This is a genomic window from Streptomyces sp. NPDC033229 (assembly GCF_055576875.1).
Genome location: NZ_JBVIQR010000045.1, coordinates 19,388 through 31,949 on the forward strand (window position 1 = coordinate 19,388; position 12,562 = coordinate 31,949).

A 12,562-nucleotide genomic window follows, 5' to 3' on the forward strand; every position below is an offset into this window, starting at 1 on the left:
GCTTAAATCCTGTCAAGAATGCGATCTGTTTATATCTCTTACATGCCTTCTTGTGGCATTCGGCCGGGAGACATACGCTAAGGGCCGTCGGCATGGGCGCAATTGTCACGTTCCCGAAAAGCGCATGCACGCGACAAGCGACGCGGCGCACCGTGACTCCTCGACGTGCCCGGGCGGCAGCGGTGTCAGTCGAACCGGATGTGCCGTGCTCCCGTCCACGCACGGCGCAGCCGGCCGCGGAGCGGACTGTCGGTATTCGGGGCGAGCGTGAGGCCGACGGAGCCCGCGATGTGGTCGGCGACCCGCGCGACCGGCATGTGGTCGGTCCACACATGGTCGGCGAACTCCGCCTCGCGCAGCCGCTCCAGGCAACCGTCGAGCTTCGACACCGCGAAGCTCTCCCGGCGCAAGGGGGCGTCCTTCCCGGCGACGAGCCGCACGGCGTGCCCGAAGCCACGCTCCCGCAGCCGCCGCAGCACCGTCTCCCGCCGGGCCAGGAGCGCGAAGTGCCGGACATCGTGACCCCGTTCCCGCAGCCGGCCGACGGTTTCCCGGAAGTACGCGGGCTCCACGACCGTCATCGGCACGATCACCGTGCCCTCGTACGCGGTGAGTGTCCGGTCCAGCACCTCGTACACGCCCTGCCGCCAGGCTGGAAGGTCCTGGAAGTCCTCGCGCAGGGCCGGGGGCATCATCCGGTGCAGGCCGAAGCCGACGTGTTCGGGGTCGCAGATGACGCTGCCGGGGAGCCGGCGCTGGATCTCGTGCGCGGTCTGCGTCTTTCCCCCACCGAAGGGGCCGTTGATCCACAAGAGCATGGACAAGACCCTACGAGACCGTCTTCCGGTGGCGCGAAACGGAAGCCCGTCCCGGCCGGCCCGGTGTGCTGCCGGGCCGGCCGGCGCGCCTCGCTTCAGCGCGGTTGGTGGGCCAGGACCGGCGTCTGCTGCTCCGCCTTGGCCTCGGCCGCGTACCGGTCGACGTACTCCTGCTCCGACAGCTTCAGGAGCGCGTACATGATCTCGTCCGTGGCCGCCCGCAGCACCTCGCGCCGCTCCTCCATTCCCGCGTAGCGGGAGAAGTCCAGCGGCTTCCCGAAGCGGATGGTGATCGGCGTGAGACGCGGGAGCCGGCGCCCGATCGGCTGGGACTCGAACGTGCCGATCATCGCGCACGGAATCACCGGCGCCCCCGACCGTATCGCCATGGCCGCCACCCCCACCTTCCCCTTGTAGAGCCGACCGTCGTGCGAGCGCGTCCCCTCCGGATAGATGCCGAGCAGCTCTCTCCTGCCCAGCACGCGCAGGCCCTCCTCGACCGCCGCCCGCCCGGCCCCCTCGCCGGACCGGTCCACCGGGATCTGCCCGTTGGCCCGGAAGAACGCCGCGGTCAGACGGCCTTTGAGGCCGCGGCCCGTGAAGTACTCCTTCTTGCACAGGAAGGTGACCCGGCGCTTGATCATCACGGGCATGAGGAAGCTGTCGCAGAACGACAGATGGTTCCCCGCGATGATCGCCGCCCCCTCGTGCGGCACGTGCTCCAGCCCCTCGACTCTCGGCCGGAAGAGCCACCGCAGCAACGGCACCAGCACCACGGTTCTGAACACGTAGTAGAACAAGTCAGTGAGCCTCTCTCCGTCAGCGACCCCCGTGCCGAGGGACGGTAAACCGCCGGAGCGACGAGCGGGAGAGTGCCACTTGAGCCATGAGAGGAACGCCGGGGATGGCCGGAAGTGGTGTCCGTGCACCGTGCCGCGAGCGTGCCCCCCTACTCGGCCGGTTCGCGCACGGCCTCGACGTCGACAATGACGTCGATCATGTCGCTGACGACCACCCCGCCCCGGTCGACCACATCGTTCCAACTGACCCCGAAGTCATGTCGGTTCACCCGCGCCTTGGCCGTGAACCCGGCGCGCCGCCTGGGCCCCGTGTCCCGGCCGTCCTCCCACCAGGGGGTGTCCCACTGCCCCAGATACGACACGTCGAAGGTCACGGGGCGTGTCACTCCGCGTACGGTGAGATCGCCGGTGACCTCGAACCCGGTCGCGCTCACCTGATGGACGCGTGAGGAGACGAACGTCCACGTCGGGTGGTTGTCGACATCGAAGAAGTCGGCACTGCGCAGATGGGTGTCACGCTCGGGCTGCCCGGTGTACACCTGGGTCGCGTCGATCGTGGCCTCGACGCGGGCCTTCTCCGGCTCGTCGGGGTCGACCTCCATCATGCCGCGCACGTTCTTGAGCTGGCCGCGCACGTAGGTGACCATCATGTGCCTGGCGCAGAACTCCGCACCGGTGTGACCGGGCTCGAAGACCCACTTCGTCGTGACCATGGCAGCTCCCTGGCATGTGCCCCTTCAGCCAGCGTAGGACGGGAGCGCGCGGGATTCCTGCGGAGGGAATCCCGGGTACGGTGACCGGGTGGGGAATGTGTTCGGAGGCGGTGGTCACGACCTCTTCATGTCCAACGGCGGTACCGCGGTTTTCGCCGACACGCTGATGCTCGCGGTCACCGCGCTGGCCGTCACGGAGTGGGATTACCGCTTCGCGGCCCTCGTCGCCCGCCAGGACCAGGGTGCGTGCCCGGATGACGGATCACCGCAGGCCCGGCAGGCTCCGCAACTCGCCGATTTCAAAAGCCTTCGCGAGCAGCACGAACAGGCACACCATCGTGACGCCTCCCGCCGCCAGGCTCAAAGCCGGAGCCCACGCGGCCGGGACGGCGGCCGTGGGGCAGGCACGGCCCGCGAGCCAGCCGAGCGTTCCCGCCAGCACCGCGGACGCCGTGAGCTTGCCGTACACGCGGCACAGCCTCCGGCCGTCGAGCCGGCCGTCCAGCCGCCGCCGCAGCACCAGCGCGGTGACCCACAGGCCCACGGCATAGGAGACGGCATAGGCGGCTGCCATGCCGGTGACCGCCCAGCGCGCGGGCAGCAGGACATGGCAGGCGGTGGCCAGGGCGATGTTGACGGCACTGATCCGCAGGGCCATCCGGAACGGTGTACGGGTGTCCTCGAAGGCGTAGAAGCCGCGGAGCAGCAGGTACTGCGCGGAGAAGGGCATCAGACCGAGCCCGAAGGCTTGCAGCATGTGCCCGAGAGGACGGGTGGATGCGGCGTCGGCCGCGCCGTGCGCGAACAGCAACTGCGCGATCTGCGGGCCGAAGGCGAGGAAGAAGAAGGCGGCGGGAACGATGGCGACGCCACTGACCCGCAGCGCCCGGGAGAGGTCACCTCGCAGGTCGTCGAGGCGGTGCTCGGCGACGGCCCGGGTCATCCGCGGCAGCAGCGCCGTGACCAGCGTGACCGTGACGATCGACTGCGGCAGCATCCAGATCGTCTGCGCGTAGGTGTAGGCGGTGAAGCCCACACCGTCGTGGGGCAGTGCCTTGTCCGCCGCGGTGGCGTAGTGCGTCACCACCGTGGTGGCGACCAGGTTGACCAGCACGAACAACAGCGTCCAGCGGGCCGCCGCGACGCTCTTGCGCAATCCCGTGCCGCGCCAGTCGAAGCGCGGCCTGAAGCGGAATCCGGCGGCGCGGACGCAGGGGATCAATGCGAGGGCCTGCACGGCCAGGGCGAGCGTGGTGCCCACCCCGAGCAGCGTCACCTGTGTCGAGGTGATGTCCTCCACCCGGTCCGGGACGGTCATCATGCCGACGTACACGCCGAACATCGCGATCAGGACCACATTGTTGAGGACCGGGGTCCACATCATCGCCCCGAACCTTCCCCGGGCGTTGAGTACTTGCCCCAGGATGCTGAACACTCCGTAGAAGAAGATCTGCGGAAGCAGGAACCGGGCGAAGACCACGGTCAGCTCGAACGCGGCGTGGTTCTCCGGTGAGTCCGTCTGGTAGACGCTGATGATCTGGGGAGCGGCCCACACGGCCAGCAGCGTGCCAATACCGAGCACGGACAGGACGAGCGTTACCAGGCGCTGCTCGAAGGCCAGGCCGCCATCAGGATCATCGGCTCGGGCCCGGACCAGCTGGGGCACCAGCACCGAGTTCAGCGCCCCTCCGATGAACAGGAAGTACAGGCTCGTCGGGACGACATTGGCGTTGTTGTACGTGGTGGCGAGCAGGCCGGTCCCCAGGGCACCGGCCTGGAGTATCTGTCTGATCAGCCCCGTCGCCCGGGACACCACCGTGCCCGCCGCCATCAGCAGGGACGAGCGCCTCAGCCCGCCCGTGCCCGCCTCCGGCTTCCGGGCGGCATGCCGCCGCCTTTGTTGCTCACGCGACCGCGTCGCCGCGGTGTTCTTGCCCTCTGACATGGGCTCAAATCTACGGTGCGGAGATCATTTGCGGCCTTCCGGCTCATCCGGGCAGGCGGGGCGCACCCGGCTCCGGGGGGTGCGGTACCGGTCTCAGGCGCGGGGTCCGCCAAGGGCCGGCCAGGGGTCCACGGGGCGCGGGGCGCCGCCTTCCGCGCAGCAGCGCAGGGCCTCCGCGGCCGCCCTGCGGCCGGCTTTGGCGAAGACCACCTCGTTGGAATCGACCTCGTGCCACTTCGCGTCGTGCAGTCGGACCCGGAAGGCCGTGGTGGGCACCCGGCGGGTACCGGACGCGCAGAGCGTGTGATGGACGCCGTGCTCGAACGCGTCGGCGAACTCGCGCGGCAGACGATCCTCCGGCACCTCCGCGGCGAACTCGAAGAGGAGACCCGAGTCGGCGGGGAGCGGCTCGAAGTCGGTGGTGGCCATGGCGAAGACTCCGCAGGCGGCGGGCGTGACGAGCCGCACGCGCACATCACGGACGGGGCGGCCGGGCACGCTCGGCCGGGGCCCGGGCACGTCGTACTCCGGCACCGGGTGCGTCGCTGTACGGGCGGGCGGCCAGCGAGTGACGTACGGGCGCGGGAGGACGCCCTCATGGATGCAGTGGCCCGCCTCACGGGCGGCACGCCGACCGGCCCACGCGAAGCCGGCGGCGGTCGACTCGCCTTCGCGCCAGCGCGCGTCGCGCAGCCGCACGCGCACCGCGTACGGTGGCACGCCGTTGAACGACCACGCGCGCAGTTCGGTGAGAACGCCCTCGCCGAACGCCGTACCGAACTCCGGCGGCAGCTCGGCGGCGGGCACGTCGTTGACGAACGCGAGGACATCGGTGCCCTCTCCCTCGGGCACCAGCGGTTCGAAGTCCGCCGACGCGAGGGCGTACGGCCGGAGGCCACCCGCGCTCGACAGGAACGCCTGCACGTCGCACACCGGCTGCTTCAGGCGGAGGGGGTAGTCGCGCACTCTGGGCATGGGGCAACCGTAGGTCCTCGCACCGTGCTCGGGGCGGCATCACCGGCTCGCCACGACGGTGTTCCGGATGTGTGACTGTCCGTTCGTCCCCTTACCGTCTCGGGACGCGGCGTACGAAGCCGATCGGTTGCGACGGAACCTGAACGGCCTTGCTCCCGGACGTACGGGAGCGGCCCCGGCCGGGTCGCCGCGGACTGACCGTATGGCCCTTCAACCTCGGCTTCTTAAGATTCAGCAAGAGACCCGGAGAGACACCAAAAATCACCCTTCGCCCAAAAGGGGTCATTCTCTATTACGGATTGGCTCAACGGGCATACTTTCGCCTATCATTTGGACTGTCTTCGAGAAGGGAAAACCGCAATGGCCGTCAAGTTTGTCCAGGTCGACGAATCCGAAAAGGGTGAGCCGGGAGTGGAAGAGGCTGTCACCACTACGGTAGTCGGCGGCCAGACGCTTACGACGACAACCTACGGGCGTCTGCTCCAGCACGACGACCTGAAGCCGGATGTCACCGAGGGTGTTTTCTCGGTCGAGCTTCTGGTGGCAGCCAAGGGCACCGAGGAGTACGACACGGGGGAGCAGAACGAGGACGGCAGCCCGAAGATCGCCATGCGGCCGTGCGTGGTCTACGAGCGCCGGGAGCTGGACATGGGCGAGGACACCTTCAAGGAATACCTTGAGGCTCTTCAGCCTTACGTGGCTGCTTCCCGGGAGGCCCAGCAGGTTCCGGCGCAGGCCCGAAAGCGTCGCGCGAAGACGTCCAAGCCGACCGCGGGCGAGCCTGTATAACGGTTTTTAGCCAGGTGCCCCAAGGGTAATCCGCAAAGGCGGCCACTGAATTCGGTGGTCGCCTTTTTCGCGCCCCTGGTGAAGGGCGCCCCGCATTGCGGCAGTCAAAATCGGAAACGGCAGGGCGCGGATTCGTTCCGGGCCGGCCGTCATTCCCGTAAAAGGCGCCACCCGCACCTCTTTCATGGTGCGGGTGGTCTCTTCCTGTCCTGGCCGTCAACGCCGCGTTTCACCGGCCGAGGAACCGCTCCACAGCCACCGCGAGGGCTTCAGGGGACTCCTCCGGCGCGTAGTGGCCGACGTCCGGGAAAACGTGGAGTTCCGCATGCGGGTACCACCGCAGCCATGTGGACTCCATCGCCTCGCCACCCAGCGCCGGGTCGTGCGCCCCGGCGACGAGCAGCACCGGCACCGGGTTACCCTCCACGCGCTCGTGGAAGTCCTCCCGCGCCCAGGAGTCCAAATACGCGCGGAAGGCGGCCGGCGAAGACCTCTCCACCGAGCGGCTCACCATGGCGTCCAGCCAGGCGTCGTCGCGCCGCCCGCCCGTCGTGTTGTCGATGATCGCCCTGCGGTTGCCGGGATTCTCCGCGGCCCCGGCAAAAAGTCCCCAGGCCGCCTCGTCGAGGGGAAAACCGGACGCGGGCACCGGAGAGACCCCGATGATCGAGCGGACGCGGGACGGCGCGTCCAGCAGCATCAGTTGGGCCGCTTTCGCACCCATGGAGTGGCCGACGACCGAAAACGTCTCCCAGCCCAGATGGTCGGCCACGGCGAGGGCGTCCCCGGCGATCTCCTCCATGGTGAACGCGCCGGCCATGTCCCTCGCCTCGCCGTATCCGCGACAGTCCAGGAACGCGTAGCTGAACGCGTCACCGTTCAGGTACGCGCGCATCGGCTCGAAGCTCGTACGGTCACCGAACCAGTTGTGGAGCAGCAGGCACCGTTCGGAGCCGCCGCCCTGTACCTCGTGCGGAACAACCTGTCCTGTCACTACGTCTCCCGGTCGTGAGGCGGTTGCCCAGTGCTGGTGCTGGTGCTGGTGTCGGCGGCTGCTGGACGGTCCAGTCTCGCGACCTCCGTCGGGCGAGGTCAATACGCCATGCCGTGACGATCGGTGCGGTATTCCGCTACGGCCGGATGGTGGAACTCTGCCATCATGCGACGATGATCGAACATGAGACGACGGACCCCCGGCCGCTCCTTCGACGCCCCGATGAAGGCGAGTTGATAGATGTGGCGGGGGTCGAGCACTTCTTCAAGCTGACCGCCGAGCACACCGGGGGACGGTTCTCCTTCGAGGAGTTCACGTTGGAGCCGGGGATCGTGGGCGCCCGGCCCCACGTCCACCACGGACACGACGAGTATTTCTATGTACTGGAGGGCCAGTTGACCCTTCACAACGGGGACGGCGAGGTGACCGCCGGCCCCGGCACCCTGCTGGCGGCCGTTCGAGGGACACCCCACGGCTTCCGGAACGCGGGCACGGAGACCGCGAGGGCCCTGTGTCTGTACACCCCCGCCGGATACGAAGGGTACTTCCGTGACGTGCACGCCGCGGTGGCCGCGGGCACCGCGGTGACCGACGAACTGCTGGCGGAGTTCCGCGGCCGCTATCGCACGACGTCGAGCTGAGTGCCTCCCCCCCACGCGGGGGAGGCCGACGTGCCCGGGGAGCATTCCGCGTGTGTCGTGTCGTGTGCGCCCGGTTCGACATGCGGGAATGAGATCCGGGAACGAGGAATCGACACATGCGACAGCCCGCGTCTGCGCGCGCCCAGCGCGGTGGAGCGGCGGCGAGCGGAGGAAGCCATGACGGACAAGCCGGCATGCGTCTACGTCACCTACATCGAAAGCACGCCCGAGAAGGTCTGGCAGGCGTTGACCGACGCCGACCTGACGGCGGAATACTGGGGCCACAGCAATGTCTCCGACTGGCAACCCGGCTCCGCCTGGGAGCACCGGCGGACGGACGGTTCGGGGATCGCCGACGTCGTCGGCACCGTGGTGGAGAGCGAGGTGCCCACGCGGCTGGTGACCACCTGGGCCGATCCCCGTGCGGAGCGCTCCGGCGAACCGTCCCGGGTGACCTTCGACATCCAGGCGTACGGCGAGATCGTCCGGCTGACCGTCGCTCACGAGAACCTCGCCGACGAAGCCGAGCGGGAAGCGGCGGCCGCGGGGTGGGCGGCCGTGTTGTCGAATCTGAAGTCCCTGCTGGAGACGGGGAGCGCCCTTCCGCGGGAGCCGTGGCTGATGCCCGACGGCGAGCAGCGCTGAGCCGTGTGCCCGGCCCGGGTCCGTGCCGCTGCCCCGCCGCCCGGCTACCGTCACCGGCCTGTCGTACTCCGGGCACCGGACCTGCGCGGCGGCGCGGGGGCCTCCGGGCTTCGCCGTACCCAGGCGAGCATCACGAGAGCCGCCACCGCGGCGAAGGCGCACCAGGTGGAGATGAACTCCAGTCGCCACAGCGCCGCGCAGATCACCGCCCCGGCCGCGACCAGAACCCCGAGCAGACGCAACAGCGGATCACCGCCGAGCAGCAGAGAGCCGACGGTGGCAAGGAGATAGCCCGCGACGATCAGCGGAGCGTACGGCAGGTCGAGGACGTAGCCGAGCGTGTGGCCGCGGACCTCGGCCGTCACCGGCCGGGTGCAGAGGAAGTACGCGAGGACGCCGGAGGTGACGATCCCCACGACGGCGGGGGCCACCGATCGGCCCCGGACGGAGGGCGGAGCGGCGAGCCACACGCCGAAGGGAACCCATACCGCCAGCAGTGGCAGGGCGATGACGGCCCAGGCCAAGGTCGCGGGGCCCGTACCGCCGCCGGAACGCCAGACGGCGGACTCGACGATCTGATGGGTTCCCAGGAGCAAGGGAAGGGCGCCGAGCGGCACATCACGGGCCCGGCGCAGCCGCACCACACAGACCACCCCGACCGCGGCGATCCCGCTGCCCGCAACGAGGTCCGCCGTCGCATTCCAGCACATGACGCCACCCAAACCCGTTGTCGGCAAACGTGCGACTCGACGCTCCCGGCATGCACACCGAGCGCGCTCGCGCGCGTCGGCACCTGTCGGCCGGAGGACGACTCTCCGCCTTGCGGTCGCACGCTCCACCGGCTACCGCCGGTCGGTGCCCCAAGCCGCTCGCTGAACCACGAAGATCCGCCGGACAGGCCCTGGAGGCGTACGGGTGTGCGGCCGGTGTCAGGTGGTCTTTTCGCGCGGACGGGCGCCCGCCGCGAGGAGCACGGCGACGGTCTCGGCGTGGGGGCCCTGCTCCGCCCACTCCAGCGGGGAGGGGCCCGTGCCGTGGTCTTCACGGAGATTCGGATCGGCGCCGCCGGCCAGCAGCGCGCGCACCGCGTCGGTGTACCCCCAACAAGAGGCGGCACACAGCGGCGTCCCTTCCGTGAGGCCCGTGCTCTCCGTGTCGGGCGAGGCGCCGGCGGCCAGCAACTGCCGGACGATGTCCGCGGCTCCCCGCACGGAGGCTCCGTACAGCGGGGTGGAGCCTTCGGTGTCGGCCTTGTCCGGATGCGCTCCCGACCGCAGGAGAGCGGTCACCTCCGCGGCACTTCCGTAGGACGCCGCCGCGACAAGGCGCTTCGTGAGTTTCTTCTGCTGTCTCCTGTTCACACGCTCCGAGAGTACGCCCGCCCCGGCGGGCCGGGCGCCGGGGACCAGTCGTCCACAGCCCCTCGCGCGCCACCCGGTGACCTGCCATGCTGAGGTCGTGGCGGTGAGCTATCAGGCAATCACTCTTCGTTTCCTGGGTGAGAGTTCGACCACCGGGTGGACGCTTCGCGACGGCGAAACCTGGTGCATGGTCACGCCGCCGCGCCATGTGCCCAGGCAGCAGGGCTGGAAGCTGCACCTGTCCGCGACCCCCGCCTCGGCGGCCCGCGTTCTGGAAGGCGCGGCCCGTGTCCTGGTGGCCCACGCGTGCGCGTTCAAGTTCGCTGCCTCACCACGGGTCACCGCCGACCTCACCTCGGTCCGGGCGCCACGCGCGCAGTCGGGCAAGTTCCTCACCGTCTATCCCCTCGACGACGATCAGTTGCGTGTCCTGACCGGGCAACTCCACGAGGCCACTCGCGGACTCCCCGGGCCGGCGATTCTGTCGGACCGGCGGTACCGGCCGGACAGCCTGGTCCACTACCGCTACGGCTGCTTCGCCCGGCCCCATGAGCTCAACGACGAGGGGCTCTACGAAGGGCGGCTACAGGCACCCGACGGAACGTTCGTAGCGGACGAGCGCAACCCGTGGTTCTCACCACCCCCTTGGGCCCGCCCCCCGTTCGACCCGCCCGTCCGCGTCACCTCCGGGCGGCGCCGCGGCGCCCCCGTCCTCATCGCCGGCCGCTATCTGGTCCGTGAGGCCATCCGGCACTCCAACCGTGGTGGCGTCTACCGGGCGAGCGACCGGCGGACCGGCGACGACGTCCTGCTCAAGGAGGCCCGACCGCACATCGGAGCCACCTCGGACGGCAAGGACGCCCGGTACTGGCTGCGCTACGAAGCCGACATCCTGAACCGGCTCGCGTCTCTTCGCATCACACCGGCCGTCCGCGACGTCTTCGAGTCCGCGGGCCACGTCTTCCTCGTGGAAGACCTGATCGACGGCAAGAGCCTGCAGCGCTGGACCGCCGACCGCCTCGCACGGGACGAACAGGGCCTGATCCCGGTCGCGGCCCTGTGGAAGCCGGCCCGCGAACTCACCCACATGATCGGCCGGATGCACGCGGCCGGATTCGTCCTGCGCGACCTCAAGCCCGGCAACATCGTGATGACCCCCGACGACACACCCGTCCTCGTCGACATGGAATGCGCGGTCCGCGCGGACGAACGGGCCCACGTCGTCGGCACCCACGGCTTCACCGCCCCGGAGTACCTGAACGGCCCCGACCGGGACGGCGACACACCACCACCCGCACCCGGCCCCGAAGCGGATTGCTACAGCCTGGGTGCCACCCTGCTGTACGCCGCCACCGGCATCATCCCGCTGCTCGCCGACGACTCCCCGCCCCGCCGTCCGGCCGGTGACCGGCTCGCGGAGATCGTCGACACCGCCGCACCGGCCGCGCCCGCGCTCCGGGCACTCGCCCCCCTCGTCATCGGCCTCACGGCCGACGGCCCGGCCCGCTGGCCGCTGGAGAAAGCCGCAGCCTTTCTCCGGGCGGACCCCGTCGAGGCACCGGCGCGGGCAGGACCCGCCCCGGCGCGCGGCGCCGTCGATCGACTGCTCGCCGACGGCCTGGCCCACCTCGCGGCCACCGCCGAACCGGACGCCGAACACCTGTGGCCACGGCCGCGATCGGCTCCGCTCAGTGACCCCTGCAACGTACAGCTGGGCGCGGCCGGTGTGCTGGCCGTCCTCGACCGCGCCGTCCGTTCCGGCGAGACCACCGCCGAGCCGGCACTGCGGACGGCGGCCCGGTGGCTGGACCGACGGCTCACCGCGCCGAGCAGGATTCTGCCCGGACTCCACTTCGGCCGCTCCGGCACGGTATGGGCGCTCCACGACGCCGCCCGGACGCTCGGCGACCCGGGAATGGCGGACCGGGCCGTGGAATACGCCCTGCGTATCCCGCTCGACTGGCACAACCCCGACATCTGCCGTGGCCTCGCCGGAGCCGGCCTCGCCCAACTGCACCTGTGGCACGCGACGGGCGATCCACGCTTCGTCGATCGCGCGTCGGAGTGCGCCGACAGGCTCGTTCGACTGACCGCCGGTGCCGAGCACGGCGTGGACTGGCCCGTCGGTCCGGAACACCGCCGCGAACTCGCCGGCTCCGCCCTGTACGGCTTCGGACACGGCGTCGCCGGGAACGCCGCCTTCCTCCTCGCCGCCGGGCGGGACCTGGGCCGAGCGGACCTCGTCGACATCGCGACGGGGGCGGGGCACGCCCTGTGCGCCGTGGCCGAACCGCGCGGTGACGCGGCCGTCTGGCCGAAGGGGCCGGGCCGGACCGAACGGACCGATCTGAACTTCTGGTGCCACGGCGCCTCCGGCATCGGAGCGTTCCTGGTACGGCTGTGGACCGCCACCGGCGACGCGCGCTTTCGCGAGTACGCCGACCGCGCGGCGCGCGCGGTGCACCGCGACCGCTGCCGGATCGGCCCCAGCACCTGCCACGGGGCGGCCGGCAACGCCGAGCTGCTGCTCGACCTCGCCGACGCGACGGGGGAGGAGCACTACCGCTCCCGGGCGGCAAAGACTGCCACCTGCCTGTCCGCTCGGGCGGTCCGGCGCGACGGCCGCCTGCTGGTCCCCGACGACACCCTGCGCGACGTCAGCGCCGGTTATGGCGTCGGCTTGGCCGGCGTGCTGGATTTCCTGCTGCGCCTCAAACACGGCGGCAACCGATCCTGGCTGGTCGACCCGATGACCGGCCGATACCACCACGAAGGAGAAACCCACCATGGAAACCGAGGTCCTGGAACTCCAGGAACTGCCCGAGACGGATGAGCAGTCTCTGGAGCCGATGATGTGCTGCGACACCATCTTCACCACCGA

General features: G+C 70.1%; 12 protein-coding genes. 4 read left to right on the forward strand and 8 right to left on the reverse strand.

Annotated elements, in window-relative coordinates:
- Positions 1–185: 185 nt before the first annotated feature.
- The 5 genes from ACZ53N_RS30010 to ACZ53N_RS30030 form a co-directional block, all read right to left on the reverse strand.
- Positions 186–818 carry an AAA family ATPase gene (locus ACZ53N_RS30010; protein WP_469143948.1) on the reverse strand — a complete coding sequence of 211 codons (633 nt, stop codon included), beginning with the start codon at positions 816–818 and terminating at the stop codon, positions 186–188.
- Positions 819–913: 95 nt separating this feature from the next.
- Complete coding sequence (locus tag ACZ53N_RS30015) at positions 914–1,618, reverse strand: lysophospholipid acyltransferase family protein (RefSeq protein ID WP_469143949.1); 705 nt, start codon at positions 1,616–1,618, stop codon at positions 914–916.
- 149 nt (positions 1,619–1,767) lie between these two features.
- Complete coding sequence (locus ACZ53N_RS30020; RefSeq protein WP_469143950.1) at positions 1,768–2,331, reverse strand: YceI family protein; 564 nt, start codon at positions 2,329–2,331, stop codon at positions 1,768–1,770.
- Positions 2,332–2,593: 262 nt separating this feature from the next.
- A complete protein-coding gene (gene murJ, locus ACZ53N_RS30025; protein ID WP_469143951.1) occupies positions 2,594–4,276 on the reverse strand; it encodes a murein biosynthesis integral membrane protein MurJ in 1,683 nt (560 codons plus the stop codon).
- 93 nt (positions 4,277–4,369) lie between these two features.
- Complete coding sequence (locus tag ACZ53N_RS30030; RefSeq protein WP_469143952.1) at positions 4,370–5,251, reverse strand: hypothetical protein; 882 nt, start codon at positions 5,249–5,251, stop codon at positions 4,370–4,372.
- 360 nt (positions 5,252–5,611) lie between these two features.
- On the opposite strand from ACZ53N_RS30030, the gene ACZ53N_RS30035 reads away from it, so the two are divergent.
- Positions 5,612–6,040 carry a hypothetical protein gene (locus ACZ53N_RS30035; RefSeq protein WP_469143953.1) on the forward strand — a complete coding sequence of 143 codons (429 nt, stop codon included), beginning with the start codon at positions 5,612–5,614 and terminating at the stop codon, positions 6,038–6,040.
- Between the two features lie 229 nt (positions 6,041–6,269).
- Here ACZ53N_RS30035 and ACZ53N_RS30040 read toward each other — a convergent pair whose 3' ends face one another.
- On the reverse strand, positions 6,270–7,034 hold the full coding sequence (locus tag ACZ53N_RS30040) for an alpha/beta fold hydrolase (RefSeq protein ID WP_469143954.1): 765 nt from the start codon (positions 7,032–7,034) through the stop codon (positions 6,270–6,272).
- A gap of 173 nt (positions 7,035–7,207) precedes the next feature.
- Between ACZ53N_RS30040 and ACZ53N_RS30045 the strand changes: the two genes are divergently transcribed.
- A complete protein-coding gene (locus ACZ53N_RS30045) occupies positions 7,208–7,675 on the forward strand; it encodes a cupin domain-containing protein (RefSeq protein ID WP_469143955.1) in 468 nt (155 codons plus the stop codon).
- A 177-nt stretch (positions 7,676–7,852) separates the two neighbouring features.
- A complete protein-coding gene (locus ACZ53N_RS30050; protein WP_469143956.1) occupies positions 7,853–8,320 on the forward strand; it encodes an SRPBCC family protein in 468 nt (155 codons plus the stop codon).
- 50 nt (positions 8,321–8,370) lie between these two features.
- Here the strand turns inward: ACZ53N_RS30050 and ACZ53N_RS30055 are convergent, their stop codons facing one another.
- The gene (locus ACZ53N_RS30055) at positions 8,371–9,030 is read right to left on the reverse strand and encodes a DUF6629 family protein (RefSeq protein WP_469143957.1); all 660 of its coding nucleotides are present in this window, start codon (positions 9,028–9,030) and stop codon (positions 8,371–8,373) included.
- Between the two features lie 219 nt (positions 9,031–9,249).
- On the reverse strand, positions 9,250–9,681 hold the full coding sequence (locus ACZ53N_RS30060) for an ankyrin repeat domain-containing protein (RefSeq protein ID WP_469143958.1): 432 nt from the start codon (positions 9,679–9,681) through the stop codon (positions 9,250–9,252).
- A gap of 103 nt (positions 9,682–9,784) precedes the next feature.
- Here ACZ53N_RS30060 and lanL point away from each other — a divergent pair, with 103 nt between their 5' ends.
- Positions 9,785–12,514 (forward strand): class IV lanthionine synthetase LanL, encoded by a 2,730-nt coding sequence (gene lanL / locus ACZ53N_RS30065; RefSeq protein WP_469143959.1) that lies wholly within the window; start codon positions 9,785–9,787, stop codon positions 12,512–12,514.
- Positions 12,515–12,562 lie beyond the last annotated feature (48 nt).